Source organism: Microbacterium sp. NPDC056234 (assembly GCF_042267585.1).
Lineage (GTDB): Bacteria > Actinomycetota > Actinomycetes > Actinomycetales > Microbacteriaceae > Microbacterium.
The window spans coordinates 19,268-43,890 of the sequence record NZ_JBHJTE010000008.1; the positions used below are offsets into that span (position 1 = coordinate 19,268).

Annotated in this window: 29 protein-coding genes and 1 pseudogene; 18 read left to right on the plus strand and 12 right to left on the minus strand. The window is 64.5% G+C overall.

Annotated features, from left to right (window positions below; translation table 11 throughout):
* Positions 1-7 precede the first annotated feature (7 nt).
* The 3 genes from ACFCYE_RS17415 to ACFCYE_RS17425 all read right to left on the minus strand — a co-directional run bounded on the left by ACFCYE_RS17415 (position 8) and on the right by ACFCYE_RS17425 (position 1,637).
* Positions 8-361: a DoxX family protein gene (locus ACFCYE_RS17415; protein WP_376180760.1), complete on the minus strand. Its 354-nt coding sequence runs from the start codon at positions 359-361 to the stop codon at positions 8-10.
* A gap of 48 nt (positions 362-409) precedes the next feature.
* Positions 410-853, minus strand: a complete 444-nt coding sequence (locus tag ACFCYE_RS17420) for a carboxymuconolactone decarboxylase family protein (protein WP_376180761.1) — start codon at positions 851-853, stop codon at positions 410-412.
* Between the two features lie 181 nt (positions 854-1,034).
* On the minus strand, positions 1,035-1,637 hold the full coding sequence (locus ACFCYE_RS17425; RefSeq protein ID WP_376180762.1) for a helix-turn-helix domain-containing protein: 603 nt from the start codon (positions 1,635-1,637) through the stop codon (positions 1,035-1,037).
* 104 nt (positions 1,638-1,741) lie between these two features.
* Here ACFCYE_RS17425 and ACFCYE_RS17430 point away from each other — a divergent pair, with 104 nt between their 5' ends.
* Entirely contained in the window at positions 1,742-2,920 is a 1,179-nt protein-coding gene (locus tag ACFCYE_RS17430; RefSeq protein WP_376180764.1) for an MFS transporter, read from the plus strand.
* 22 nt (positions 2,921-2,942) lie between these two features.
* Here the strand turns inward: ACFCYE_RS17430 and ACFCYE_RS17435 are convergent, their stop codons facing one another.
* The gene (locus tag ACFCYE_RS17435) at positions 2,943-3,467 is read right to left on the minus strand and encodes a VOC family protein (protein WP_376180766.1); all 525 of its coding nucleotides are present in this window, start codon (positions 3,465-3,467) and stop codon (positions 2,943-2,945) included.
* Between the two features lie 252 nt (positions 3,468-3,719).
* On the opposite strand from ACFCYE_RS17435, the gene ACFCYE_RS17440 reads away from it, so the two are divergent.
* The 3 genes from ACFCYE_RS17440 (at position 3,720) to ACFCYE_RS17450 (ending at position 4,750) form a co-directional block, all read left to right on the plus strand.
* Positions 3,720-4,115, plus strand: coding sequence for a hypothetical protein (locus ACFCYE_RS17440; RefSeq protein ID WP_376180767.1), 396 nt, complete (start codon positions 3,720-3,722; stop codon positions 4,113-4,115).
* On the plus strand, positions 4,108-4,311 hold the full coding sequence (locus tag ACFCYE_RS17445) for a helix-turn-helix transcriptional regulator (RefSeq protein ID WP_376180768.1): 204 nt from the start codon (positions 4,108-4,110) through the stop codon (positions 4,309-4,311). The genes ACFCYE_RS17440 and ACFCYE_RS17445 overlap by 8 nt, the downstream gene beginning before the upstream one ends.
* Positions 4,312-4,528: 217 nt before the next feature.
* Positions 4,529-4,750 carry a DUF2283 domain-containing protein gene (locus ACFCYE_RS17450; RefSeq protein WP_376180769.1) on the plus strand — a complete coding sequence of 74 codons (222 nt, stop codon included), beginning with the start codon at positions 4,529-4,531 and terminating at the stop codon, positions 4,748-4,750.
* 522 nt (positions 4,751-5,272) lie between these two features.
* Here ACFCYE_RS17450 and ACFCYE_RS17455 read toward each other — a convergent pair.
* Positions 5,273-5,974, minus strand: a complete 702-nt coding sequence (locus tag ACFCYE_RS17455; RefSeq protein ID WP_376180770.1) for a GntR family transcriptional regulator — start codon at positions 5,972-5,974, stop codon at positions 5,273-5,275.
* A gap of 313 nt (positions 5,975-6,287) precedes the next feature.
* On the opposite strand from ACFCYE_RS17455, the gene ACFCYE_RS17460 reads away from it, so the two are divergent.
* The 3 genes from ACFCYE_RS17460 (at position 6,288) to ACFCYE_RS17470 (ending at position 9,192) form a co-directional block, all read left to right on the plus strand.
* Positions 6,288-7,718, plus strand: a complete 1,431-nt coding sequence (locus tag ACFCYE_RS17460) for a DUF1524 domain-containing protein (RefSeq protein WP_376180771.1) — start codon at positions 6,288-6,290, stop codon at positions 7,716-7,718.
* A gap of 150 nt (positions 7,719-7,868) precedes the next feature.
* Positions 7,869-8,369, plus strand: a complete 501-nt coding sequence (locus ACFCYE_RS17465) for a hypothetical protein (RefSeq protein ID WP_376180772.1) — start codon at positions 7,869-7,871, stop codon at positions 8,367-8,369.
* Positions 8,370-8,484: 115 nt separating this feature from the next.
* Complete coding sequence (locus tag ACFCYE_RS17470) at positions 8,485-9,192, plus strand: hypothetical protein (RefSeq protein ID WP_376180774.1); 708 nt, start codon at positions 8,485-8,487, stop codon at positions 9,190-9,192.
* A gap of 6 nt (positions 9,193-9,198) precedes the next feature.
* On the opposite strand, the gene ACFCYE_RS17475 is transcribed toward ACFCYE_RS17470, so the two are convergent.
* The gene (locus tag ACFCYE_RS17475; protein WP_376180776.1) at positions 9,199-10,251 is read right to left on the minus strand and encodes a hypothetical protein; all 1,053 of its coding nucleotides are present in this window, start codon (positions 10,249-10,251) and stop codon (positions 9,199-9,201) included.
* A gap of 66 nt (positions 10,252-10,317) precedes the next feature.
* Here ACFCYE_RS17475 and ACFCYE_RS17480 point away from each other — a divergent pair, with 66 nt between their 5' ends.
* Positions 10,318-10,470 carry a hypothetical protein gene (locus ACFCYE_RS17480; RefSeq protein WP_376180778.1) on the plus strand — a complete coding sequence of 51 codons (153 nt, stop codon included), beginning with the start codon at positions 10,318-10,320 and terminating at the stop codon, positions 10,468-10,470.
* A 358-nt stretch (positions 10,471-10,828) separates the two neighbouring features.
* On the opposite strand, the gene ACFCYE_RS17485 is transcribed toward ACFCYE_RS17480, so the two are convergent.
* Positions 10,829-11,179 (minus strand): MerR family transcriptional regulator, encoded by a 351-nt coding sequence (locus tag ACFCYE_RS17485; RefSeq protein ID WP_376180780.1) that lies wholly within the window; start codon positions 11,177-11,179, stop codon positions 10,829-10,831.
* A 61-nt stretch (positions 11,180-11,240) separates the two neighbouring features.
* Here ACFCYE_RS17485 and ACFCYE_RS17490 point away from each other — a divergent pair, with 61 nt between their 5' ends.
* Both ACFCYE_RS17490 and ACFCYE_RS17495 read left to right on the plus strand, forming a co-directional pair.
* Positions 11,241-11,825: an RBBP9/YdeN family alpha/beta hydrolase gene (locus ACFCYE_RS17490; protein ID WP_376180782.1), complete on the plus strand. Its 585-nt coding sequence runs from the start codon at positions 11,241-11,243 to the stop codon at positions 11,823-11,825.
* A gap of 692 nt (positions 11,826-12,517) precedes the next feature.
* Positions 12,518-12,706, plus strand: a complete 189-nt coding sequence (locus ACFCYE_RS17495; protein ID WP_376180783.1) for a sigma factor — start codon at positions 12,518-12,520, stop codon at positions 12,704-12,706.
* Here the strand turns inward: ACFCYE_RS17495 and ACFCYE_RS17500 are convergent.
* Both ACFCYE_RS17500 and ACFCYE_RS17505 read right to left on the minus strand, forming a co-directional pair.
* Positions 12,679-12,855 (minus strand): annotated as a pseudogene (locus tag ACFCYE_RS17500) (FCD domain-containing protein); the annotation flags it as partial. The gene ACFCYE_RS17495 and the pseudogene ACFCYE_RS17500 sit on opposite strands and share 28 nt — an antisense overlap.
* Before the next feature lie 125 nt (positions 12,856-12,980).
* Positions 12,981-13,352 carry an ArsR/SmtB family transcription factor gene (locus tag ACFCYE_RS17505; RefSeq protein ID WP_376180785.1) on the minus strand — a complete coding sequence of 124 codons (372 nt, stop codon included), beginning with the start codon at positions 13,350-13,352 and terminating at the stop codon, positions 12,981-12,983.
* Between the two features lie 95 nt (positions 13,353-13,447).
* On the opposite strand from ACFCYE_RS17505, the gene ACFCYE_RS17510 reads away from it, so the two are divergent.
* The 3 genes from ACFCYE_RS17510 to ACFCYE_RS17520 all read left to right on the plus strand — a co-directional run bounded on the left by ACFCYE_RS17510 (position 13,448) and on the right by ACFCYE_RS17520 (position 17,075).
* The gene (locus ACFCYE_RS17510; RefSeq protein ID WP_376180787.1) at positions 13,448-14,788 is read left to right on the plus strand and encodes an MFS transporter; all 1,341 of its coding nucleotides are present in this window, start codon (positions 13,448-13,450) and stop codon (positions 14,786-14,788) included.
* A 325-nt stretch (positions 14,789-15,113) separates the two neighbouring features.
* Positions 15,114-15,716: a TetR/AcrR family transcriptional regulator gene (locus ACFCYE_RS17515; protein WP_376180789.1), complete on the plus strand. Its 603-nt coding sequence runs from the start codon at positions 15,114-15,116 to the stop codon at positions 15,714-15,716.
* A 69-nt stretch (positions 15,717-15,785) separates the two neighbouring features.
* Positions 15,786-17,075, plus strand: coding sequence for an MFS transporter (locus tag ACFCYE_RS17520; RefSeq protein WP_376180791.1), 1,290 nt, complete (start codon positions 15,786-15,788; stop codon positions 17,073-17,075).
* A 334-nt stretch (positions 17,076-17,409) separates the two neighbouring features.
* Here the strand turns inward: ACFCYE_RS17520 and ACFCYE_RS17525 are convergent, their stop codons facing one another.
* A complete protein-coding gene (locus tag ACFCYE_RS17525) occupies positions 17,410-18,006 on the minus strand; it encodes a helix-turn-helix domain-containing protein (protein ID WP_376180792.1) in 597 nt (198 codons plus the stop codon).
* Between the two features lie 440 nt (positions 18,007-18,446).
* On the minus strand, positions 18,447-18,845 hold the full coding sequence (locus ACFCYE_RS17530) for a winged helix-turn-helix transcriptional regulator (protein ID WP_376180793.1): 399 nt from the start codon (positions 18,843-18,845) through the stop codon (positions 18,447-18,449).
* Positions 18,846-19,223: 378 nt separating this feature from the next.
* Here ACFCYE_RS17530 and ACFCYE_RS17535 point away from each other — a divergent pair, with 378 nt between their 5' ends.
* The 5 genes from ACFCYE_RS17535 to ACFCYE_RS17555 all read left to right on the plus strand — a co-directional run bounded on the left by ACFCYE_RS17535 (position 19,224) and on the right by ACFCYE_RS17555 (position 23,523).
* A complete protein-coding gene (locus ACFCYE_RS17535; protein ID WP_376180795.1) occupies positions 19,224-19,787 on the plus strand; it encodes an NADPH-dependent FMN reductase in 564 nt (187 codons plus the stop codon).
* Between the two features lie 141 nt (positions 19,788-19,928).
* A complete protein-coding gene (locus ACFCYE_RS17540) occupies positions 19,929-21,395 on the plus strand; it encodes a DHA2 family efflux MFS transporter permease subunit (protein WP_376180797.1) in 1,467 nt (488 codons plus the stop codon).
* A 181-nt stretch (positions 21,396-21,576) separates the two neighbouring features.
* Entirely contained in the window at positions 21,577-22,416 is an 840-nt protein-coding gene (locus tag ACFCYE_RS17545; protein WP_376180798.1) for an alpha/beta fold hydrolase, read from the plus strand.
* Between the two features lie 92 nt (positions 22,417-22,508).
* The gene (locus ACFCYE_RS17550) at positions 22,509-22,976 is read left to right on the plus strand and encodes a DUF1348 family protein (protein ID WP_376180800.1); all 468 of its coding nucleotides are present in this window, start codon (positions 22,509-22,511) and stop codon (positions 22,974-22,976) included.
* Positions 22,977-22,980: 4 nt separating this feature from the next.
* On the plus strand, positions 22,981-23,523 hold the full coding sequence (locus ACFCYE_RS17555) for a TetR/AcrR family transcriptional regulator (RefSeq protein WP_376180801.1): 543 nt from the start codon (positions 22,981-22,983) through the stop codon (positions 23,521-23,523).
* Between the two features lie 56 nt (positions 23,524-23,579).
* Here the strand turns inward: ACFCYE_RS17555 and ACFCYE_RS17560 are convergent, their stop codons facing one another.
* Complete coding sequence (locus ACFCYE_RS17560) at positions 23,580-24,593, minus strand: zinc-binding dehydrogenase (RefSeq protein WP_376180803.1); 1,014 nt, start codon at positions 24,591-24,593, stop codon at positions 23,580-23,582.
* Positions 24,594-24,623: the final 30 nt, after the last annotated feature.

The following is a 24,623-nucleotide window of genomic DNA, read 5'->3' on the forward strand; positions in this document are numbered from 1 at the left end:
GTTCGCTTCACGCAGCGGCCCAGAGGAGCGCACACGATGCGACCGAGAAGGCGAAGAACAGTGCTGGGAACGCGATGCTGTGGAAGACCCGGGCGCGAAGATGCGCGATGAGTGCGCTGAGGTAGAACAGGGAAAGACCGAGGGCGGCCGCTATCCCGATCAGCGGAAGGCCTAGAACGCCCACGATCAGCCCAGCCACACCCGCTCCTTTGAGGAGAGCGAGGATCGGCAGCCAACTATCGGGTACTCCGACCTCCCTGGAGTTCGCGACCACGAACTTGGCTCGCATGATGTCCCCGACCACGATCACAACGTTCAAGACGATCGTGATGCTGACCACGATGATGGTGATGATGGACATCCACGTTCCTTCGGATCGGTCAAGCGCCTGCGTGGAGTCTTCAGACGATCATCGGAAGCTGCCGGCGGTCAGTCGCGTGGCCACGTTGATCCGGTTCCACGCGTTGACCGAGGCTATCGCGGTCACGAGCGCCGCGAGTTCGTCATCGGGAAACTGAGCGGCCGCATCCGCCCACGTTTCATCGGCAACACCCGCGGAATCGTCGGCGATGCGGGTGATCGCCTCGGTCAGTGCCAACGCCGCCCGCTCAGAGTCGCTGAAGTAGGGCGTATCGCGCCATGCCGCGACCGACCAGAGGCGCTCGTCGCTCATGCCCTCGGACTGGGCCTTTCGGGAGTGCATGTCGGTACAGACCGCGCATGCATTGATCTGACTGGCGCGGATCCGAACCAGTTCTAGGAGTCCCCGATCAATCCCGCTGCTGTTGACGTACTCCTCGACAATGGTGAGCCCCCGATATCCATCGGCAGCGAGCTTGTAGACGCTCTTCATCCGTGCAGTCATTGGGGCCTTCCGTTCGTGTCTGGGGCATTGGCTTGCGAAGACGCAACGACAACGTCTCGCGGACCACGGTCTTCGACTTGGGTCTACGTGCGCGATTTTCGTTGCCGAAACGGGAACGAACTGTGTGTTGACGCTGGCGCGCTGCCGGATAGGAAAGTAAGACGAGGTCTCACGGCGGACCGCTGGTCGCTGGCGATGAGGTTCGGGCTCTGAGATGCGCACGTTCACCCTGTCCGCCGAAGAGGCTGAGGATCTCCACCTCACCCTTGCCGGTAGATCCGAACCAGTGCGCCTGCTGGGTGTCGAACTCGGCGACTTCTCCCGGGCCGAGGGTGAGGTCGTAATCGCCGAGGATCAGTCGGAGCCGACCGCTGAGCACATAAAGCCATTCGTATCCGGGGTGGGTCCGGGTGGACGGGGATGATTCGCTGGCTGGGATGGTGAGCTTGTACGCCTTGGGCTCGCCCTGGTTTCTGGACAACGGAATGATGACGCGGCCACCGGCTCGTTGGGCTTTCTGTGGCATTCTCGGATCGACGATGCGCGGCGCGACGACGATCTCGTCGAGCGGCACGCCCAGGGCTGCGGCCACTGGCAACAGCAGTTCCAGGCTCGGCTTGCGTTGTCCGGTCTCGAGTCGGGACAAGGTGCTCTTGGAGATCCCCGTGATGCGACTGAGGTTACCGAGAGAGAGGTTCTTCTTCTCTCTGACCTGTCGCAGCCGGGCCCCGACCTGACCGAGGGCGGCATCAACGGCGGGATGAGTGACCATGAATACACCGCATCACATCGTTCCGTTTTCAGCAACGATTGTTGCCGAAATGAGTCGAAGCAGGTCATTGTCGATCCCGACATCAACAGGATAGAAGGTCGATCATGACTGCCGTCACCGCACTCGCACGGACCAGGACTCTGCCGCTGGGCGTGCATCTGCTCGCGTTCAGCCTGTTTGCAATGGGAAGCGCCGAGTTCCTCCTTGCTGGGGTACTCCCCGCCGTCGCCGCCGATATCGACGTCACCCTCGCCACGGTCGGCTGGCTGATCACCGCCTTCGCTATCGGCGTCGTCATCGGTGGCCCGCCCTTTGCGGTGATCAGCCTGCGGTGGCCCCGCCGGACCGCACTCGTGCTCACCCAGATCGCCTTCGCCGGTTGCATCGCCGCCGGACTGATCATCAACACCTACCCCGCACTTCTTATCACCCGGTTCCTCGCCGGACTCGCCTACGCCGGATTCTTTGCCGTGGCAACGGTCACCGCCGTCAGCATGGTCCCGCCGGAGCGTGCCGCTCGTGCATCCGGCGTGGTCGTCAGCGGACTCAGCCTCGCGATGATCCTCGGCGGTCCCGCCGGAACTTTGATCGCATACAACACCGGCTGGCAGGGCGGGTTCTGGCTGGTCGTCATCCTGACTCTGATCGGGGCGGTCGCTGTCGTCACCGCGATGCCTCGTACGGCCGCGGTGGAGCGACCGTCGGTGAGGCGAGAGCTTCGCACCATGCGGCGACCGCGCCTGTGGCTCATCTACGCGATCACGCTGCTCAGCACGGCGGCCTACATGATCACGTTCAACTACCTCGCTGAGCTCCTTATCCAGGTCGCTAGAGTCCCCGCTGTCTGGATCGCCGCCGTACTCGTGCTTTTCGGCGTCGGTGCCTACATCGGGCTCGCGATCGGGGGCCGGATCTCCGACCGTCACCCCCACCTCGCGATGATCGTCGGGTCGACGGGGATCGCCGTCTGTTCCCTGCTGATCGCAACCTTCGCCACGGAGACGCTCGTTGTCATTCCGCTCGTACTCGTCCTCGGAGTCTTCGGCTTCGTGATCAACCCAGCCCTCTACGGACGCGTCTTCACCCTCGCCGCGGATGCGCCCACGTTGGCCGGAGCCACCACAGTGTCCGCGTTCCAGCTCGGAATCAGCGTGGTTCCGCTCCTGGCTGGCGTCGTGCTCATCGCCGGTGCGTCCATCACGGCCGTGGCTTGGATCGGTGCCGGGCTCGCCGCCGCCGGCCTTCCGCTCATCCTCATCGAACGCAGCGCGACCCGACGGTAGCGATCTGGCCGAACGTGTCGCCCTATCGAACGGGTGCGCTACTTCGACCCTTATCGCGGCCGCTGAGCGCAGCGTCGAGGGTCTCCTGCGCGATCCGCATGTCCTCGGCGTACCGCGGCAGCTGCAACCGCGTCCACATCTCGTCCTCCTCGACGAGCTCAATCTGCGTCTCAACCCACCAGATATTTCCGAATGGGTCGCGGATCCGGGCGCCCCGTTGACCGAAGGCGTTGTTGCTGAGAGGCGTGACGACGACGGCGCCCGCCGCAACCGCCTGCTCGACGGAACGATCCGGGTCGGGCACCCACACTCGGAGTAACGCCGGAAGCGCGGGCCAGTCAGCCCGTCGGTCGAACGCGAGCACCAGAGTGTCGCCGATACGGATCTCGCCGTGGCCGATGGTGCCGTCTTCGGTCGCGACTCTCGCCAGCTCGACTCCGTCGAAAGCCACCGCAATGAAGTCGAACAGGGCGCCGGTGTCGTCGGTGACCAGCCATGGTGCCACAGTCGTGTATCCCTCGGCCTGGTAGCTGATCTGATGAGCCATTCTGTCCTCCGTAGGTTCGGTTGTGTACGCGAGACTAGGAGGCAATGCGGACAGATCCTGTCTCTGCCGCGGAGACCTCGTGACACACGGGTGGGTCCGGGTGCACGGGGCACGCGTTCACAACCTCCCGAGGAAGTACAACTAGACCTTCATCACTCGTCCCGCATTGATGTCAGGCACACTTGACATTCCCATGAGCTCCGCTAGCGTCGAATGTCAGACAGACTTGACATTCTCGCGAGGGGGAGCGAAATGACGATTGGGAAGTTCTTCGCCGTGATGGCCGTCACGCTGTCGATGCTCGTCGCAGGTCTGACGCTTGCGTATCAGCTCGACCTGGAGTGGCTGAGGATCGTGTCGCTCGTCGTTCCGATGCTGCTCGGATGCACTGCAGTGATGGTGATCAAGACCCGGGCGCAGCGACAGTCCAGGTCGATGGCCGAGGGCAGCGTGGAGCGGGAGATCGATGTCCGAGCGCGTGCTGGCGCGTTCGTTGACGCGATCGTCTTGGCAGTGGTGGCGCTGGCAGCAAGCGCGGCGTTCCCGCAGGTTGCGAATTGGATCATCCTGTTCGCGCTTCTCGCCGCCATCGCGGTGGCGTACTGGGTGCGCTGGGCTTGGGAGGGTCGCCGTGCGGGTGGTGAATAGCCTCCGAGAGGCTCGCCGTGCTGCAGGGTGGACCCAGGAGGAGCTCAGTAGTAGATGCGGGGTGTCGCGACAGACGATCATCGCGGTAGAGCGCGGGGTGCACGTGCCTACGCTGACGCTCGCGTTACAGCTCGCCGAAGTGCTGGATCGTCCGGTCACGAACTTGTTCATGCTCGAGCGCAACTTGTCCCGGTGAGTGCACGCATCGTTTTGCTTCGCGAGCCAAGGTCCGGGATGCTGAGATACCGGTACGGCCGTGGCGGGGGCCACGAACGTCCGGACTCTGGGGAATGAGGCACGGGGGTGCCTCTGGCGGGATGTCGCGCTCCAGCGCCCTTCTGCTCGGGCGGGGCATCCCGTTACCTCTGGTGGGTCCCGAGTGAGTGTCATGGCCTCGCCGTAGGCTTCCTCTCATGCGCACAACGTTCGATGCCGATGCAGACGCTGCCTACATCTCCCTCACGCCCGAGACAGCGCCGGGCCGCTCAGTCCGGAACGTGGAGGTCGAGAGCGCCGGCGGCTCGGTCGTGCTCGACTTGGACTCTGAAGGCGTGCTGCTCGGGGTGGAAGTGCTCGGCGCGACGAAGATCCTGGATCAGGGCTTCCTCGCAGCTGCCGAGCGGATCGACGAGTAGAGCCTGTGTCTGTAACTGAGCAGGTCAGGCTGGTCCTCAATCGCAACAGCGAACAGCCCTACGTCCTCCATCGCGAAGACTGCGCGACCATCCAGCACCAGGTGGAGGTCATCTGCGCGAGGAGCTGAATGGGAGCGGGTATCAAGTACTCGAATCGCACGACGACGGCACAGCACTGGTGCGGACCAACGAGGTCGTGCGCACGTACTTCAGTGCCGTCTACGTCACGCTCGAGGATCTGCCTCGGCTCGGCCGGTACCGGCGGTGCAAGGCATGCACCCCGGATGCACCGGAGGGCCCACCTCCTGCAGAAGTGACGCACAAGCGCGCTGCGACCCTGGCCGCCTCTGATGTGGGCAGGGTCACGGTCGACGGGGCGATCGCGCGGATCGAGCACACGAGCACAGGCACCACCGTGACGTTGGAGTCAGGCGAGCTCATCGCTCTCGGAGAGGGCGACACGGTTGCGTTCCCGAAGCCACAGCGTGGCGCAGACCGTTCGATCTTGCAGGCACCGCCAGCTCAGGCCGCAGCGCTGGGCGCAGCCACTCCCACGCCTGCGGCGCCGAGGAGCTGACACTGCACGCGGAACCAGCGCTCTGCTTCGTCGGCGTCCCGTGCGAGCAGCGCCATCCGCAGGCGGCGGTATCCGCCGCGGCGTTGCTCGGGTGTACCGAGATCGAAAGACTGAGCGGAGTGCCGAAGGTTGCGCTCGATCACGGGGCTCTCGTTGCGCAGGACCCTCATCAGGTCAGGGTTGCCTGAGTGACCGATGGCGAAGACCACGAACTCGCGAGAGGCGGCCACCAGAGGCTCCGTGTCGTCAGCATCGGAGGCTTCGATCATCCGGTCTAGCAGCGCGACGGCCTCGCCCAGTTGAGCGTCCGCCATCCTGCCGACGGCCAGCTGCAGAGCGTTGCCGGCCTGCAGTACGGCGAACTCGAGAGTGCTCGCGGCCATCTCGTCGGTGACCTCGGTCACCTTGGTGTACCTGCTCGCCGACACCTCAAGAAGGCCGGACCATGTCAGGCGCTGCAACGCTTCGCGGACGGGTGTCCTGGAGATGCCGAGGGCCTCAGCGATCGCCTTGTCGTTGACCCGTTCACCCGGTCCAAGGCGCCCGTCGACGATGGCTGCGCTGAGCTCTTCGTGAACCAGATCTCCCAAGGATTTCTGGCTGGTCGCGGGCAGGCTCATGATCTTCTGCAGCTGCACGTCGTTCACTTCCCATGTTCTCGGCCCCCCCGATGGCCGCGAACCCCCCAGTTCGCAATTCGACATACAGCCTATGTCAGGAGCCTGAACGAATTCGATCGCATGGTTCCTATCGGGGGCTGTCTTCGAACGCCCAATGTCCATGCTCCCGAATATGATGAGCGTGGGGCTGCGCGTTCTCGCGCAGTGATGAGGGGCCCGGGGGCATCGGGGCCAGCATTCGATCGTGCGCTGAGCGCACATGGTCGTCGGCCTGCCCGGGAAACGCTGCGCTGTTCGCTGCGCCGTCTCGGTGTCGCCGGCAGAACGGTGGAGAACTGACATGAGCACACCTGCGGCAGGGTGGTACCCGGATCCGTCGGATCAGAGGCAGAACCGGTGGTGGAACGGCAGCGGCTGGACGGAGCACGTTCAGCAGATCCAGCCACCCGGTGCAGCGCAGGCCGTTCCGCTTCTGCCGCCGCCGCTCGCGCAGGCAGGCGAAGCGGTCGAGAAGGCGAAGAAGAAGCTCCCGTTGTGGGCGTGGATCCTCATCGGTGTTCTCACGCTGATGGTCGGCATCCTGCTCTCGCCGATCTTCACGGTGCTGTGGCTGGTCGTGCTGATCACCGGCATCGTCGCCCTGGCGAAGAACACCCCCACATGGCTGCGGTTCCCCTCGCGCAAGGCCGCGGCGATCGTGACTGCCGTCTCAGCAGTGTGCTTCCTGCTGACGGGAAGCATGGCCAACGCGGTGCTCGGCAACACCTCGAACGACGCTGCGTCTTCTGCATCGTCGTCGGTGGCGCCGACGTCCGAGAACACTGCGTCCCCGGAGCCGTCTGCCACGCCAGCCGACGACGAGGACGTCGCAGAGCCCGTGCCGTTCACCGGCGACGCCTCGACGATCACGGACAGCTCGAGCACGCAGGGGATGACGGCTCTCGAGGTGCTGGAGACGATCCCGGTGAAGGGGCGCGCACCCAAGACCGGGTACGACCGCGACCTGTTCGGCCAACGGTGGTTGGACGTGGATCGCAACGGTTGCGATACCCGCAATGACATCTTGATTCGCGACCTGCAGGGGGAGACCCTGTCGGGGCCGTGCAAGGTGCTCACCGGCATGCTGGATGACCCGTTCACCGGCGCCCGGATCGACTTCGTGCGCGGACAGGGGACCAGCGAGCTCATCCAGATCGATCACGTCGTCGCGCTCTCGGACGCCTGGCAGAAGGGCGCCCAGCAGTTGACGCCAGACCAGCGCGCGACGTTCGCGAACGACCCGCTGAACCTCCTCGCCGTCGACGGATCGGCCAACGCTCAGAAGGGCGACGGGGACGCGGCCACCTGGTTGCCCTCCAACAAGAGCTTCCGGTGCGAATACGTCGCACGTCAGGTCGCGGTGAAGGCGACGTACGGCCTCTGGGTCACGCAGGCCGAGCGCGATGCGATCGCACGGGTCCTCACGGCCTGCCCGGATCAGCCTGCGCCCACCTCGACGTTTGCTGCCGTTGTGCCGGCGCCTGAGCCGCAGCCGGTCGTGGAAGCGCCCGCGCCCGTTGAGCAGCCGGCTCAGCCGGCTCCGGTGCCTTTGGTCGAGCAGCCGGTTCAGCCAGCACCTCCGGCCCAGCCGGCCCAGCCAGCACCTCCGTCGAACGTGTACTACGAGAACTGCACGGCGGTTCGCAACGCCGGTGCCGCTCCGATCAGGACGGGAGACCCGGGGTACTCCCGAAAGCTCGATCGCGACGGCGATGGGGTGGCCTGCGAGTAGGTGCTCTCTCTGGGATCGCCAGGCCCGTCTCCGGCTATCCGGGGGCGGGCTGGCCCCCTGGGCCGAGGGAAAACGACAGGGTCCGCTGGTGTCTGTGTGGGCCGATATTCTCAGCAGAGAATCACTCCTGCTTGAGAGGCACACAGTCACGTGAAGAACATCACACCCAAGGTCGGCGCGACCATCGCGCTGCTCGCTCTCCTCGGCCTCAGCGCCGTCGGATGCTCGTCGCCCGAGCCTTCCAGCTCGTCGTCCAACGAGTCGAGCAACTCTGAAGAGGCGGAACAGACGCAGGAAGAAGAGCCGGCACCCGAGCCTGAGCCGGTGAGCCTCGAGGGGGAGTGGAAGCAGAACAACTCCAACGACCCAGAGAACACCTGGCAGGCAGCCACGATCACGGGCAACACCATCGAGGTCTACTGGGTCGCCGACGCCGGCGACACGAAGTCGCTGTACTGGGCGGGAACCGTCGAGGTCCCGGCCGAGGGAGAGTCGTTCTCATTCGACTCGGCCAATGACACGACCAAGACCGCGAACGCGTTGCTCGCCTCCAGCGACCCGACGAAGACGTTCACCTTCGAGAACGGCGAGCTCAGCTACGAGGTCACCGCGATGGGCACGACCATGACGGTGCGCCTCAGCCAGGAGTAGTCGCTCGGCGCTCTGAGAGCAGCCCTCGCTTGCCACCGGGCAGGCGAGGGCTCTTTAATCCTCGGGATGAGCGGCAGGGAGAATCCTCCCCGTCCGCATGGCTAAGCTTCGATCCATGGGGACCGAGGCACCGGGCGTTGACTCTGCCCGACGCGTGTTCTGGCGGCGCCGTCGAACGTGGGTCCTCGGTGGCGCGCTCATCATCGCGCTGATCACAGTCGTTGGCGCGCTGCTGTTCAGCGAGGACGTTCGATCAGCGCTGTTCGGCGACGACGATCCGGCGTCGTACTCCGCCGGCCTGGTGGCTACTCCACGACCGGCATCGCCGATGGCGGGCAACGGACCGACGACACTCCCGACACGACCGACTCCGGCGCCCGTGCCAACGGTCGACCCCGCGGCACCAACAGCCCCAGTTGAGAAGTTGCCCGCGCCTGAGTTCGTGGCGCCGGTGTGCCCGGCCGGCGAAGTGGTGATGACGTACAACAAGATGCAGCTCGACGGCACGGCGTGGACGGCGGGAGTCGTCCGCAACAACTCGGACACCGTGGTCCAAGTCATCGGAAATCCCGGCGCCTGGGGCGTGGATTCCGCAGGCGTGAATGCGCTGCCCGTCGGCGGGTACTTCGACGAGCCTGTCGACGAGCTCTATCCGGGCGACTTCGTGACGTTCCAGATCACGTCAGCGCCCGCATCCGAAGAAGAGCTCGCAGCCGTCGCCGAGTGGAGATACACCGGCGCCGGCGATTACCTCTCTGCCCGGTGGTTTACCATCCCGGAGTGCGGGGACAGCGCGCCTATCGTGGTCCACGTCTTGAATTGACGCGGGCTACTCCCGCCGCTTCATGATCTTGTCGACGCCGACGAGGCCGGCGAGCTTCGCAGCATCGCGGCCGCCCATGATGCGGTTGAGCATGAACTTCGGGGGGAACCTGTCCAGCAGAGGGTTCTCACTGTCGAAGGATCGCGAGGTCTTGACGGCGAAGATGCGGGTGGTGTCCAGCGCCCGGAAGCTGTCGATCGAGATGATCGACGTGGCGGGGTCGCCCCAGATCAATCGATCGAACGCCTTCGTCCCTGTCCAGTGCTGCTTGATCCGCGCCATGATGCCGCCGGGGTGGTTGGTCGCGCCAACGTAGGCCTGGTGGTACTCGTCGAGCACCATGATGTAGAGCCCGGGCACGCCATCCCACTGGGTGAGGTCGGTGACCTCCGTGAGTTTCTGCCGGCCGGAGACGGCGTACTGGAGTGCCTGTTCGAACTCGCGCTGGTCGAGGGAGGCGAAGTGCGCCATGTTGAGGTCGACGTTTGCCAGCGCTTGTTGTTGATGCGCCGCGCACCAGTCATCGGTGAGGATCCTGTGCTCGGGGTCCTCGTAGATGTCGTCGAGCGCGTCCCAGAGCTCAGGGTTGTCGTCGCGGCGCCAGCGAGGTGATGACGAGCGCTTGTTGATCCGGGCGTAGGTTTCGCGGGTCATCCTCAGCCCGAGGTCACGGCTGCCGCGGACCTTGAGGCCGAAGTGCTCGGCGCTTTCGATGGTTGGGCGTCGCCCGCCTCGGGGTGGTATCGCCACCGCGACGCCCCAGATCTTCCGTGCGAGCCTTGTCTGCCAGCGGTGCCAGATGAGCGTATGCCCTGAGTCGACCAGGGCGTGGAGAGTCGCGTTCGCGTCAGCGCCGATTGAGACGTCGATGATGCGCGCGGGATCGAACTCGAGGTGCTCACCCTCGGGGATGAGGCTCTGCTGGTTCAGCTCCCACGGGTCTGCGTCGCGGACGAGGAATCCTGAGTCCGTCAGCTCGCGGCGCAGCTGGTCAGCCTGCTGCGCCGTCGCCGCCCACACGTGCGTCTCACGCGGCGTGCTGGTGATCTCGAGGTCCACGGTCTCCTACCGAGCTCCCTGAGAGCCCGCGGCGTCCAGATCGATGAGCTTCGGGAGCCCATCAAGGTGCTGCGCCAACCCGAAGAGGTCGCCGACGGCGGGATCCACGAAGGCCTCAAATCGCCGCTGTCGAACGAGGAGTGCGATTCCTACAACAAGCACAACCGCACCCACGAGACCGACGAGCAGGCCCACAAATGGGCTCCAGGGCCACTGTGAGAAGAGGATCGAGAACAGCCAGCCGATTAGCATTCCGCCCGCGCCGCCCACGATGACCGTGATCGCGCGATTGTCGCGAGAGTGGATCTCTGATTCAGACATGGGCGTCACTACACGCCATCCACCGCGGCGGCGGCGTGCCCAGTACTGTCCGTTCCGGCGCACGATCACGTTCTCAGACGGGTCGACGGGGAATGAGGGATCCGGGGACCTTCGACTCGCCGGCATCGTTCGTGCCCTGGAAGCGCCAGCCATACAACGAGCAGTGGCGTCCCGGCTAGAGAGGGCCGGGTGCTACCGACGAGGCGTAGACGGGCGTTTCGCTCCGCGTCGACATGTTTTGTGAGCAGGCCCCATATCAACCGATTGATGCGAGCTCATGCAACCGCAGCTGTCGCTCACGGAGGTCGGCTTGTTTCGCGACGATGTGCTCGGCGATCGAGGTCAATTCGGCACGCAGGTTCGGGCAGATCTCCAGCGACACGCCGTGATTGCCGCCGCTAGCGCAGTCGAGGTAGCGCTGAATCGTGGCGACGTTGAGGCCTGCGGCGATCATCGCTTTGATCTGCGCGACCCTGGTGACATCCTCCTCGGTGTAGTCGCGGTAGCCACCTTTGGTTCGCACGGGGACCAGAACGCCTTGGTCTTCATAGTGGCGGAGCGCTCTCGCGCTCACGCCCGTCAACCTTGCGAGTTCGCCGATCTGCACCGTTCATTCCTCCTATTTGATTTGACCCTCACGCTAACGTGACCCCTTAGCGTCCTGAGCTATGACTTCTGCACGATCTCAGGCTCCCGCTACAACGAATCCGCGCGCCGTGATCTTCCACGGCTACGGTGCCACCCCCGCCGATCACTGGTTCAGTTGGCTCGCCGAGCAACTCGAAGCCGAGAACATCAGCGCCACGATCCCGGCCCTCCCATACCCCCGCGAGCCAGACCCCGATCAGTGGGAGGACGACGTACGAGCCGTCGTCGGCGACCCGGACAAGCACACGATCGTGATCGCACACAGCCTCGGCTGCCTATCGGTGCTGCGCTATCTACGCTCCCTCCGCGGCTCGTGGCGGCTGGGCACGCTGGCACTTGTCTCGGGGTTCGTCGACCCGCTCCCCGTCCTGCCCGAACTGGACAGCTTCATCGGCGACGGCTGCGACTTGACAGGGCTCCGCGACCACATCGACCGGCTCGTGATCGTCCGCTCCGACAACGACTCGATCGTTCCGCCCGCGCACACTGACCGCCTCGCTGAACAGCTCGGGACCGTCGCACAGGTCCTTCCCGGCGCAGGACATTTCCTCGCCGGCGAGGGTGTTATCGAGCTGCCACTCGTCCGCGACGCAATCATGTCGTAGGGCATCTTGCGACTCAGGCTCACGCGCACCGTGAGACTTGCCCTCAAGCTGTATCGAGATGGATTTGGGGTCTTGGCGGAATGGAAACGGTTGAAGTCGCCGTCGGCGCCGCGGCAACGCTTCGCATCGGTGACGTGTTCCTCTACGTTGACGATGACTCATCCATCGCGCGCCGATGCCGAAGTTCCCGTTCGATCGTGCCACCGACCTGCGCCTCCGCGGCGCGAAAGGGGTAGCGCTACCTCGGTCCTCCTTGTTCGTGGCTGGGTGTGCGGAGCGTCGCAGACTTGTCACGATGCACACGCCCAAGGTCGCCGACAGGGGCGCGTACACGATCAGGTCGAGCTTGTTGAAAATGCTGCGGGCCGTGGAAGCGTCCTGCGGGAGGAAGATGAGCGCGCGGACGATCAGGATGGCCGATCCTGCCCACGCGGCGAGCCGCAGCAGGCGGCGGAGGCGCCCGGGCGGAGCGTGCGGGAGGTGGATGCCGCCACCACGCCGGATCCGCCGACCAGGGGCAGTGCCATCATCCAGGTCTCGGCATCGGTCGGAATCTCGGTCGAGCCACCGATGCGCTCCGCCCACGCCTCATCCGTGCCACCTGGCCATCTCCACCCGAGCGCCCGTGCCGCATGTAACAAGGAAGCGGTGACAGGAACGACCGCGGCTGAAGTAGAGGGCACCGTCCGCACTTGATGCGGGTGGCGTTTCGGATGGTCGGTTCGCTGATCGAAGCAGAAGACGTGGTGCAGGATGCGTTCGAGCGCTGGTACCGGCTGCCGGCCGCGCGCCGGCGCGACGTCCGCAATCCCGCTGCATGGTTGACGACGGTTGTCTCCCGAATCTGCAGGTCGGCGTTGCCAGCGCGACCGATGACGTAGATCACAAACTCACGAGACACGGTGGCCAGGGTCGCGGTGTCATCGGCGTCGGACGCGTCGATCATCTGGTCTAGCAGCGCGACGCTGCCATCGAGCTGAGCGTCGGTCATCCGGGTGGTCGCCAGCTGCAGAGCGTTGCCGGCCTGCAGGACGGCGAACTCGGCACGCTAGTCGCGAGTCTGCCGGAACGGTCTACCGGCTGAGCACCCAGGGGAGCTGGCACTCTCGGGGCCACATTGCTTCGACATAGGCCTCGACGAACGCCCAGTCACCATCAGTTCGCATCCGTGGACCAGTTGAGCACCAGCTCGACGAGCCCGGGGAAGCGCGTACTCAGGTCCTCGAGGCGGACGCGACTGCGTCGCTCAAGCCCGTACTGGCGCTGGGTGATCACGCCTGCTTCGCGCAGCGCCTTGAAGTGGTGGGTGAGCGTCGACTTCGGCCGGTCGAACCCGAACCACCCGCAGGTCTGGTCGAAATCCTCGGAGGACAAGAGGAGTCGTTGCACGATCGTCAGCCGCAGAGGCTCGGCCAGTACCCCCATCACGCGCTCCAGGCGGATGTCCTCGACTGCCGGTTCGGGCAGCCGTTCGGGGAGTTCGCTCGGGGTCTCGCTCCGCGTGTAGGTCTGCGCAAGTGAGTGCATATCCGGAGTCTAGTCGATGTACGAGATTCTTCGTACTGATGGTAGGTTCGATTCGATTCGCGCAACTACGAGAAATTTCGAACTAGGCGGTGCAGATGAAGCGAGCGGTCAAACAACGGGACCTCAGATGGTCTGCAGTGGCGTCTCTGACGGTCGTGTCGGTATTCGTGCTGTCAAACGCACCGACGCCGCTGTACGTCGAGTGGCAGTGGGAGTGGGGCTTCACCTCGGGGATGCTCACGATCATCTTCGCCTGCTACATGATCGGGCTGGTGGGCACGCTGGTCGTTGCAGGGCGGCTCGCGGACCGGTACGGACGTCGCGTGGTCCTGGTGCCCGCGATGCTCGCCGCGATCCTGTCGGGTGCACTATTCCTGCTAGCCCAAGGCGTGCTGTGGCTCCTGGTCGCGCGCCTGCTCGCCGGCGTGGCTGTCGGTGGAGCGGTGACGGCAGGGATGGCCGCAGTGGTCGACGTCGCCCCTGCCTCCCGCAAGCGCGCCGGAGGGCTTATCGCGTCCGCCTCCATGGTGCTCGGCGCTGGGCTTGGTCCGATGCTCTCGGGAATCACCGCAAAGACCACCGCCACACCGCAGTTGTGGACGTTCGCGATCGTCACAGCGCTGGGCGTCGCAGCTCTGGCAGTCAGCACACGCCTGCCACTGGCGCGGACAGTGCATATCGGACGCGCGTATGAACGGCTCCTTCGCTGGCCGATGCCTCCACGTGATCGCCGGCGTGAGCTCCTATGTGGTGCGGCGACCTTTGGTCCGGGCATCACAGCGACCTCCTTCGTGCTCTCGCTGGGGCCGTCGGTGCTGGCGGGACCTATTGGCGTGCCGGACCCCTTGATCGCCGGGGCCGTCGCCTGCGCCATGTTCCTGCTCGCGACCGGGATCCAGTTCGCCGCAGGCGGTCTCACCACGCGCTCGCATCTCGCGCTGAGTTCCATCGCTGCCATGGCCTCGATGGGCATGCTGGCCCTCGCCGTCACGCTGACGCCGTGGTGGCCGATCTTCCTGGCCGCTGCACTGTTCGCGGGCACCGCGCAAGGCCTGGGGCAGCTGGCCGGCCTCACACTCATTGCCACGCGAATATCTCCGAACCGGCGCGCCGAGTCCAACGCTGCACTCAACATCTCCGGTTACATCCCCGCCGGGGTGCTGCCCGTGGCCACCGGCTACCTCGCGGATGCGATCGGACTCGGCAACGCCGTGTTCGCGTTCGCGGCGACACTCGGCGTTGTCGCGCTGATCGCCATTGTCGTGGTGCGCATCAGCAGCCAGAACGAATCAACCCAACACTCACTGACGAAAGAAGACGACAAGATCATGCAGCCATCACCCGTTCCCTGTTGCGGCACGCCATCGACGGCTGCGGTCCCGACATCTCGTGAATCTGGCGGAAGCCGCGGCGTGGGTCGGAGAGATGCTCGGTGAGGAGTGGGCAGAGCGTGCTTCTGCGGCAGGGGCGAAGCGCCACTGGAGATGCGAGGGCCGTGCAGCGGCTGACCACGCAATACTTCTATGTGTTTGTCGCGGCTGGTGGGCATCTGCAGACACGGCTCGGCGCCTTCAGTGTTCGCTACGCCCGCTCAGCGACGTTCGGTAGCCCTCGCGATCCGAGGAAGCCGGCGGGTATGGAATCCCGTTCTCGCTGCACGACTCTGCCGTTGCGGAGCAGTAGGTCGGTGACGGCGCGTGGGGGCGCGGATAGGAGCTGAGGTTATAGATTACAAAGTCCAAAATGATGTAGAGTTCCTTCATGCCTCGACCCCGCATGTTCGACGAGACTGCAGTGCTTGACGCAGCGGCGCGTGAGTTCCGCGAGCACGGCTTTGCCGAGACTTCGACCGACCAGCTCTGCGAAGCGGCAGGCATGGGACGTAGCAGTCTGTATAACGCGTTCACCTCCAAGGACGAACTCTTCGTGCGGGCGCTGGAGCGCTATGTCGCGACGACGGGATCACGTCAGGAGTCGATCCTCGCTGACGATGCGCTCCGAGGTGCGGAGCGGCTGCGCGGGTTGATCGACGTCGTCGTGGACGAGGAGCTTCAGGCTTCGAAAAGAGGTCACGCGGCTGGCTGCATGGTCGTGCAGAGCTTCATGAGTCCCGACCTCCGAGAGAGGGACGATCGCGTGGCCCGGATACTCGAGCGCGACCTGCGCGCGAGGCTCTCGCTCCTGTCCGGTGCGATCCGCGCCGGACAGATCGACGGGTCGATCATTGAAGGCATTGACCCTGATGAAGGGGCCGTGCTCGTCAGCACCGTGATATCTGGTCTGCGTGTGACTGCGCAGACCGGTGTCGACGCGGACATGCTCCACCGGATCGCCCTGGTCGGAATGAGCGCGGTCCTGAGTTGACGGCGCCACTGCTCGGTGGCGCTTCGTCATGTGCGCTTTTTGGATTATCAAGTACAGAAAGGTTGCTCCGTGAGTACAGCAATAGCTTCGACTAAGAAGGCGGCGACCGTTCCATCGGCGGTGTACGTCCTCGCTGCCGGGGTGTTCGCGATGGTGACGAGTGAGTTCACAGTCGCGGGCCTCATGCCTCAGCTAGCGCAAGGCCTCGGGGTCGGTATCTCGGAGATCGGCTACCTTGTGACGATCTTCGCCGTCGCCATGGCTGTGGGAGGCCCACCGCTCACCTATGCGCTGCTCAAGGTGCCGCCGAAGACCGCGCTCATGGTCGTCTTCGTGATCTTCCTCGTCGGCAACGTCATCGCGGCACTCGCGACCGGATATCCGATGATGGTCGTTGCGCGGATCATCAGCGGGGCCGCCTCGCAGGCGTACTTCGGCATCGCGGTGTCGATGAGCGTCCAAATGGTGGACGAGCGGGTGCGTGGACGCGCGGTCGCTGTGGTCATGAACGGGTTGATGCTCGGGACTCTGCTCGGCCTGCCTTTCGCAACGTTCGTTGGTAGTAACCTCGGCTGGCAGGCCGCGTTCTGGACGATCTCCGCCATTACACTGCTCGCTGCCGCTCTGACACTCGCCGTGGTGCGCAACCCCGCCTCCCAGTCCGACGAGGGCACCGGTTCTCTTCCTCCCTCGGGTTCGGGGCTGACGGTGCTCCGGAGGCCGCAGTTCATACTCGCCCTCGCCTCGAGCACTCTCATCATCGGCGCGACGTTCTCCGCTTTCAGCTTCTTCACTCCGATCCTCACCGAAATCACCGGGTTCCCGGACGGCATCGTGCCCATCCTTCTGCTCGCCTACGGCGCTGCGACCCTGTTGGGCAATTGCGTCGTGGGGCGACTGGCGGACAGGCACACGATCTCGACGTTGCTGGTCGGTGCCGGTTTGAACGCGCTCTTCCTGGCTGGTTTCGCGCTCTTCACAGATCTGCCTCCATTGGCGCTGGTTTTCATGCTCGGCATCGGCCTGGTCGGCGTCACCATGAACCCCGCGATGGCGGTGCGCATTCAGCGCAGTGGGAGCACCGCGCCTCTTGTGAACACGATCCACGGATCGTTCATCACCCTCGGGATCATCATCGGCTCAGCCGCGGGTTCGGCGCTCATTCCGGCTTTCGGCCTGCGTGCTCCGATCGTGCTCGGTGTCATCCTGGCGATCCTTGCCATCGCCGCCATCCTGCCTGCACTCTCGAGTCCGTACTTGCGCCGAGGGGCCCCGACGAACGCATCAGAATCGGGATTGGACCGAACTTCCGTATCTTCCGTGACAGAAGAAGACGTCCGAGCTGAGGCGCGGCCGTGATCCGCGCCGCGACGGCTGATGAATGGGCCGAAGAAGTATCGCGGGACGCGGCCAGTCTTCGGTCCTGGACGGTTGGTGGGGTGGCTCCGGACAGTCGGTCGGATGCCAGCGCTGGGTGCCCGCGACGCTGGTGGTATGACTGAAGCTACTCGACACAGCGTCACCGAACGCGACCAGATTCGCAGGCGCGGACTGCTCATCGCCATCGGAGCTGCCGCCTTCACGATTCTGAGGAGCGCTGTGGCGAAGTGTCTCAATCGTCGATCTCGGGTTGTGGACTCACCATTCGACTCAGAGTCCTTCGAGCGCACGGTGTCGGCGGCGGCGGTTCTTCTCACCGGGAGGTGACAGTCTCCTGCGCGTGATCCGTTCGCCACACGGACGGGGTCAGACCGTGATGTCGCCGGAATGCTCTCCTGAACCCCTCTTCCGAGGCGTAGCCGAGCGCGTGCGCTACCGCGATCACTCGCTCGCCTCGCGAGAGCATGTCGCGCGCCGCACGCATCCGCACCAGCGCCACGTACCCGGCGGGGGAGCAGTTGACGGACGCGCGGAAGCGCTCCGCGAAGAGGGATCGCGACATCGCGCTGATGGCCGCCAGCTGATCCACCGTCCACGCGCGCTCCGGTTCTGCGTGGATCGCTTCGATTGCCTGGGCCAGGAACGGATCATCGCTGCGCGCCGGCCAGCCAGCCGGGGCACAGGCTAGCGCCCACGCGCGGATAGTCGACTGAAGGAGTGCGGTGGCGAGCATCTGTTGGATGGCGAGATCGCCATTGCGCGACGAATCGCTCGTCGCGGCCGCACGATCGAGGTGTTTCATGAGTTCCGCGGCTACCGGCTCGAGGGCGTCGAAACCGCAGACCCAGGCCATCTCGGGCAGGAGATCCACAAGATGCAGTCCTTCGCCGATCAGGCGCAACTCGGTCACGGCGATGTGCGAGCCTGTGCTTGCGCACAATCGGCGTCCCGATCTCGGTCGGAGAAGCGCCACACCACCATGGGGCAGAGCGCAACTGCCACCATCTCGGGCGATTGCCCGCAACTCGCCGGTTGCGACGTAGGCGAGTGTCAGGTGCGCGTCATCGATGTGGAGCGGTTCGTCGATCGCAGTTCGGACGCTCCGTTGGGCCACGACGGATACTTTCACCGCGCTCAGCACCGTATTGAGATCCACACCTGAGGCTCCCGGCCATGCGCACCCGCCAGCGACTAGCTCCGGCGCGTGCGAGGACGAAGCGACAATGCTCATGCCATCTCCAACCGCCTGGTTTCGGAGGCTATTCCGCAGCAGAGGCCGTTGCGCTGCTTTGGTGGCATCAGCGAACGCACGCCGGGGCCAACTCAGCCGCTGCCGAGCAGTCTCTCGTTCTACTGCGCAGGCGCCGTGGTGAGCATGCGGTTGTCGAGGATCTCTGTCTGGTTCGCTTGCACCCAACCGACGAGATGGCTGACGGCGTCGGCGAGGGATTGCCCGAGAGGCGTCAAGTTGTATTCGACTCTGGGCGGAACCTCCGCGTACGCGGTTCGAGTGATCAGCCCGTCTCTGACGAGAGCGCGCAGGGTGTGGCTGAGCATGCGTTGGGAGATCCCTGCGACCTGCTCGTGCAGCGTCGTAAAGCGAGTCGGCCCATCAGCGAGCGAGGTGATGATCAGCACGGTCCATTTGTCTCCGACTCGCGCAAGGATGTCTCGCACGAGCTCGATGGTCTCGACACACTCTGTCGTGACCGTGCGAGCTGTCAGCGTGGTCTCCGGCGCAGCGTTCATCATGTCCTTCGTTCGCTCTCGTGCAGGCGTCAATCGCCAGGTTGACTAGGGAGTGTCTGCGAGTCGCGTTCTCATCGTATGCAGTTGCTGCGCCCTCGGGGCCATGCACTGTCCAGACCGGGAGCTCTGGCGACGGGCACTGGACGCACTTACCTGGAGATGAGGCTCCTTTGGTGGGATCCCTCTGGTGGATAGGCCACGCGATGCGCCCCGACGCAGAACGTCACGTTCAACCCGCTGAAGCGGTTTCCGCGCAGCAGGAGATTCCGCCTTTGAGGTGCGTAGCTGACGTCAAAGTGCGTAAGCCTTTGCGGGAGTAAAAGGTGCCGCGGCCCAGTTCATACGATCCGTAACTATTGATCGCAAGATGGGATAAGCATGACCCGCATCGGTATCATCCTCGGCACGACCAAGCCCGCCCGGGTGGGGCCTCAGATCGCAGATTGGGTCGCACGTGTGGCTCGCGATCGCGAAGACGCCGAGTTCACGGTCGTTGACCTGGCAGATCATGATCTGCCGGTGTTCAACGAACCTGCGTCGCCGCTACTGGGCAAGTACGAGCACGCGCACACGCGTCGATGGGCCTCCGTCGTTTCAGAGCTGGACGGTTTCGTGTTCGTCACTCCCGAGTACAACCGGTCAGTTCCGGCTGCGCTCAAGAACGCCATCGACTATCTCTACGCGGAGTGGCGAAACAAGGCGGCTGGCATCGTGTCGTACGGCAGCCAGGTAAGCGGTGCTCGTGCCGCAGAGCACCTGCGCTTGATCATGTCCGGCCTCGACGTTGCCACCGTGAAGTCTCAATTGAGCCTTTCGCTCGCGACGGACTTCGAGGCATTCAGCACGTTCACGCCAAGTGCACGCCACCAAGCCGTTCTCACGCAGGTGATCGGGGAAGTGGTCTCCTGGAGCGAAGCTCTCGAGCCGCTTCGTCGGCACTGACACCGCGACGGCGGCGACATCTGGTGCCCGGCGTCGATCACCGCTCGCGCCGAAACTCCCGGTTGTCGCCGTCGCCCCGCGGCTGTCGCGCGCGATGCGAACCGGCCGCTCAGATTTCACGAACTCGAACAAGGACAGATCATGACCGACGAAGAAACGATCCCGAAAGTCCCCGCGACCTCTCATACTGAGTCGCCACCATCACGCGCACAGGTCGCCCGAAACCGTTTGGTGATCGGTGTGCTTCTTCTCGCCTCGTTCGTTGTCATTCTCAATGAGACGGTGATGAGCGTGGCCATGCCGACGCTGATGATCGAGCTGGACATCACCGCGGCGACGGCTCAGTGGCTCACAACCGGTTTCATGCTCACGATGGCGATCACCATCCCGATCACTGGATACCTGCTGGAGCGGTTCCGTACTCGTTCCGTGTTCTTGCTTGCGATGAGCCTGTTCAGCGCGGGCACCTTGCTTGCCGCCATCGCCCCGGGGTTCTGGGTGCTCCTCGGCGCCAGAGTTCTGCAAGCAGGCGGAACCGCCACGATGCTTCCGCTTCTCATGACCACGGCGATGTTCCTCGTTTCGCCGGCATCGCGAGGTCGAACGATGGGCAGCATTGCAGTCGTCATATCGGTCGCGCCGGCGATCGGCCCGACAATCTCCGGCATCATCCTCAGCGCGTTGAGTTGGCGCTTCATGTTCATCCTCGTTCTCCCCATCGCCGCCGCCATATTGATCGTCGGCGCCGTGAAGCTCGAGAACGTCACGCAACCGCGCAAGGTGCCGCTCGACATACCGTCCGTCGTTCTGTCTGTGTTCGGCTTTGGCGGGTTGCTGTACGGAATTTCCGGTTTGGGTGCGTCAGACCCCTCACGTCAGTTGGGATCGATGACGGCGATCGCTATCAGCATCGTTTCGCTGACGATCTTCACTCTGCGCCAGATAAGGCTGGCTCGTGTGTCGGCTCCGCTCCTGGACCTTCGCGCCTTCCGCAGTCGAACCTTCACCGTCTCGATCCTGATGTTCGTCATATCCGGCATCGGCCTGTTCGGAAGCCTGATCGTGCTTCCGATTTATATGCAGTCCGTGCTCGGTCTCGGCACGCTCCTCACCGGCGTTCTGCTGTTGCCCGGAGGTCTGGTGATGGGCGTCCTCTCGCCCATGGTGGGGCGGATCTACGATCGGGTCGGACCAACAAGTCTTCTGCTCTTCGGGTCAATGCTTGTCTGCGGCGCTCTGTGGACGATGGCCGCAGTGTTGACTCCGGATACCCCCACTGTCGCAGTCCCTCTTCTGCACATCGTCCTCAGCATCGGCCTAGCGATGACCTTCACACCCTTGTTCTCGGCCTCGCTGGGGTCGCTCCCCTCCTCTCTGTACTCGCACGGGAGCGCGATCCTGAACACAGTGCAGCAGGTCGCCGGCGGCGCGGGCACAGCCCTGTTCGTGGCGTTGCTCTCGGCTACTGCAGGCGGTCAGGTCGCCTCTGGCGCAAGCGTTGTCGATGGGACGGCGGCAGGCGTGCAGGCAGCGTTCATCGTCGGAGCATCCGTCAGTATTTTGGCGATTCCTGCGAGCTTCTTCGTGCGCAAGGAGGCACCAAGTTGAGCTGCCAGCTTGTTCATGGGGCGGAGCACGACCGCCGAGAGGGTCAGAGCGAGGGCATGGGCGCTGTCGCCCAGGCGGGTCGCGTCCCGAACCTGGCGCCCGCGACGCGAACTGTTGCCGCCTCTCTGCGGCAGGAAAGGAGGGCAGACCTCTCATGCGCGATCTCTGCAACGATTGTGAAATGACTACTCACCTCGGGCGAGCGCTCGACTGGCGTGGGCGGAGCGTCGCATGGGAACGCTTTGGTGAGGGGCCGCCGCTGGTGTTCCTACACGGGACGCCCTGGTCCTCGGAGCTTTGGTACCCGATCGCCGTCGCGCTGTCCGGCCGATTCACGGTGTACCTCTGGGACATGCCCGGCTATGGTGCGTCTTCGAAGCGCCCGGAACATCGCGTAGACCTAGGTGCGCAAGGTGAGCTCTTCGCGCATCTGCTCACGGCATGGGGCATCGAGGAACCGCACGTCTTCGCACACGATTACGGTGGCGCCGTCGCGCTTCGCGCCCGATTGCTGCACGGCGCTCGCTTCGCATCCCTGTGCTTAGTCGATGTGGTCGCGCTGTCGCCGTGGGGTTCGCCGTTCTTCCGGCTCGTGCGGGAACATACCAGTGTCTTCGAGCAGCTACCTCCTGCAGTCCACCGCGGAGCAGTCGAGGCATACGTCCGCAGCGCCAGCTACCGCGGCATCTCCGCTGAAGCCCTGACGATGCTCACACATCCGTGGGTGGACGCTGAGGGGCAGGCGGCGTTCTATCGTCAGATCGCGCAGGCGGACGAAGCCTTCACCGACGAGATCGAACCGAAATTCGGGGAGGTGGGTGAACCAGTTCACATCATCTGGGGCGCCGAGGATACGTGGATTCCGGCCGACCGTGCCGTGAGGCTCCAGAAAGCAATTCCAGGCTCGTCGATCAGCATCATTCCGTCCGCCGGCCATCTGATCCACCTGGACGCACCGGAGGCGCTCACCGCGGAACTCACCCGCTGGACCGAACAGAACCGCGACCGCCCTTCCGACTGAATCGCCCCCGCCGGACTTGCGTTTTACCGATCGGTACATCATCCTGGCTTTACCGATCGGTCAAACGTGCCGAGATCCTAAAGGAGCCCCTGATGAATCAACGCCCACCTCTGCCACCCTTCACATCGGAAAGCGCCGCGATGAAGGCGCGTGCAGCTGAGGACGCATGGAACACGCGCGACCCCGAACGAGTGTCGCTCGCGTACACGGAGGACAGCGCCTGGCGCAACCGAGACAGGTTCGTCACCGGCCGTGACGAGATCGTCGCCTTCCTGACGGAGAAATGGAGGCGGGAACTCGAATATCGGCTCATCAAGGATGTCTGGGCGTACGGAGGCAACCGAATCGCTGTGCGGTTCGTGTACGAGTCACGCGATGACGACGGGCAGTGGTTCCGATCGTTCGGAAACGAGAACTGGGAGTTCGACGAGAACGGGTTGATGCGTCGTCGGTTGGCGTCGATCAACGACGTTCCGATCCTCGAATCGGAGCGGCTATTCCATTGGCCACTCGGTCCGCGCCCCGACGATCACCCGGGGCTGACCGGCCTGGGGCTCTGACGCAGTGCGCAAGTCCGCGGCATCACGCGAGAGCATCATTCCGTTGCTCGCGGAAGCTTTCCGTGATCACGGATACGAAGGCGCGAGCATGGCTGTCCTCGAGTCCGCCACAGGGCTCGGGCGCGGGAGCCTGTACAACTTCTTTCCGGGAGGCAAGGAGATGATGGCGGAAGCGGTGCTCGACGACGTCGATCGCTGGTTCTACGAGCGCATCTTCACGCCTCTGCTCGCGGGCGCAAGCGGCGTCGAGACGATGTTCGACGGGGTCGATTCGTACTTCCGATCAGGTCGGCGGGTATGTCTGCAAGGCATGTTCGCGTTAGGACGAGAGCGCGACCGCTTCGCCCTGACGATCAGGCGCTACTTCAGCGATTGGGTCGAAGCGCTCACCTACGCGCTTCGTGATGCGGGATTGAGTGAGCCTCACGATCGCGCCGTTCGCGTGGTTGCCGGGATCCAGGGTGGGCTGGTCATTGCTCGGGCACTCGACTCGCCTGACGCGTTCGCGGTGGTGCTGAAGGGCGCTAGGCGCGACGCGGGGTGCTGAAGGCGTTCATCAGACGACTCTCGGTGGCCAGCAGCTCGCTGCATGGCGATGGGCGGTCAGCGCCATGGGTCGAGCCCGTGCTTGCCCGTGGTCATTCCCGACCCGACCTGTTCGAGCACCACGGCGCCGTCTGCAAGCGGATGCAGCACGGGGTTGCCCGGCACGTACACGTCATCGACGATGAGTGTTTCAAGCTCAGCGATCAGGCGGGCGTAATCCTGAGGGGCGTGTCGCGCGAGAGCGCCGATATGCAAGCCCATCACCTGCGCATGGTGTTCGAACACGAGCTGCCGCGTCGTCAGCGAGGTGTCTCCCGATGAGTATCCGAAGACGACGACCCGCCCGCTGAATGGCTTCGCGACGCTCATGCTCGCGGAGAACGTCGCCCCGCCGACAGATTCCAGAACCAGGTCGACACCGCCGGTGCGCTGCATCACTTCCGCAGCGAGATCAGGCCGGCGGCTGTCGATAATGATGTCCGCTCCCGCGGCGGCAAGTTCGGCGTGCTTGCTCGCCGAGGCGGCGGCAACGACCGTGGCGCCGTAGTGGCGAGCAAGTCGAATGGCCGCGCGGCCCACGCCTCCCGCGGCAGCGAGGATGAGAACAGTCTCGCCCTTCTGGACGCGGCCAACTGTTCGCAACGCGCCCAGAGCGGTCGCCCAGTTGAGGATCATCCCCAACGCTTCGGCGTCGCTCCATCCCGATGGAACCGGAATGACCTCGTCGGAGGGCATCGTCATGAACTGCCCGAAGGCGCCGGGTCCCGTCCCCACGACGTGCGTCCCCATGGGCAACGGGCTCGTGACCCCGGCGCCGACACCGACGATCTCGCCCGCTGCCTCGAACCCCGCGGTGTAGGGCGGCGTCGGGCCTCCCACGTAAGTGCCGTACGTCTGCATGACGTCGGCGAAATTGACGCCTGCAGCTCCGACCCGAACCAGGTACTCGCCGGACTGCGGCGACGGTACGGGGATCTGCTCCAGGCGCAGGTCTCTCGGCCCATCGAGCGAGTGTTGGACGAGCGCGCTCATGGTGGTGTCGGCGGCAGGGTTCTGCGGCGAATGACTCATCGGTGTCTGTGGTCCTTAGATGTGATGTTT

Excerpts from the sequence above, each read along its gene's own strand:
- ACFCYE_RS17415 (WP_376180760.1), bottom strand. The coding sequence starts at position 361 with ATGTCCATCATCACCATCATCGTGGTCAGCATCACGATCGTCTTGAAC.
- ACFCYE_RS17420 (WP_376180761.1), bottom strand. The coding sequence starts at position 853 with ATGAAGAGCGTCTACAAGCTCGCTGCCGATGGATATCGGGGGCTCACC.
- ACFCYE_RS17425 (WP_376180762.1), bottom strand. The coding sequence starts at position 1,637 with ATGGTCACTCATCCCGCCGTTGATGCCGCCCTCGGTCAGGTCGGGGCC.
- ACFCYE_RS17430 (WP_376180764.1), top strand. The coding sequence starts at position 1,742 with ATGACTGCCGTCACCGCACTCGCACGGACCAGGACTCTGCCGCTGGGC.
- ACFCYE_RS17435 (WP_376180766.1), bottom strand. The coding sequence starts at position 3,467 with ATGGCTCATCAGATCAGCTACCAGGCCGAGGGATACACGACTGTGGCA.
- ACFCYE_RS17440 (WP_376180767.1), top strand. The coding sequence starts at position 3,720 with ATGACGATTGGGAAGTTCTTCGCCGTGATGGCCGTCACGCTGTCGATG.
- ACFCYE_RS17450 (WP_376180769.1), top strand. The coding sequence starts at position 4,529 with ATGCGCACAACGTTCGATGCCGATGCAGACGCTGCCTACATCTCCCTC.
- ACFCYE_RS17460 (WP_376180771.1), top strand. The coding sequence starts at position 6,288 with ATGAGCACACCTGCGGCAGGGTGGTACCCGGATCCGTCGGATCAGAGG.
- ACFCYE_RS17470 (WP_376180774.1), top strand. The coding sequence starts at position 8,485 with ATGGGGACCGAGGCACCGGGCGTTGACTCTGCCCGACGCGTGTTCTGG.
- ACFCYE_RS17490 (WP_376180782.1), top strand. The coding sequence starts at position 11,241 with ATGACTTCTGCACGATCTCAGGCTCCCGCTACAACGAATCCGCGCGCC.
- ACFCYE_RS17505 (WP_376180785.1), bottom strand. The coding sequence starts at position 13,352 with ATGCACTCACTTGCGCAGACCTACACGCGGAGCGAGACCCCGAGCGAA.
- ACFCYE_RS17510 (WP_376180787.1), top strand. The coding sequence starts at position 13,448 with ATGAAGCGAGCGGTCAAACAACGGGACCTCAGATGGTCTGCAGTGGCG.
- ACFCYE_RS17515 (WP_376180789.1), top strand. The coding sequence starts at position 15,114 with ATGCCTCGACCCCGCATGTTCGACGAGACTGCAGTGCTTGACGCAGCG.
- ACFCYE_RS17530 (WP_376180793.1), bottom strand. The coding sequence starts at position 18,845 with ATGAACGCTGCGCCGGAGACCACGCTGACAGCTCGCACGGTCACGACA.
- ACFCYE_RS17535 (WP_376180795.1), top strand. The coding sequence starts at position 19,224 with ATGACCCGCATCGGTATCATCCTCGGCACGACCAAGCCCGCCCGGGTG.
- ACFCYE_RS17540 (WP_376180797.1), top strand. The coding sequence starts at position 19,929 with ATGACCGACGAAGAAACGATCCCGAAAGTCCCCGCGACCTCTCATACT.
- ACFCYE_RS17545 (WP_376180798.1), top strand. The coding sequence starts at position 21,577 with ATGACTACTCACCTCGGGCGAGCGCTCGACTGGCGTGGGCGGAGCGTC.
- ACFCYE_RS17550 (WP_376180800.1), top strand. The coding sequence starts at position 22,509 with ATGAATCAACGCCCACCTCTGCCACCCTTCACATCGGAAAGCGCCGCG.
- ACFCYE_RS17560 (WP_376180803.1), bottom strand. The coding sequence starts at position 24,593 with ATGAGTCATTCGCCGCAGAACCCTGCCGCCGACACCACCATGAGCGCG.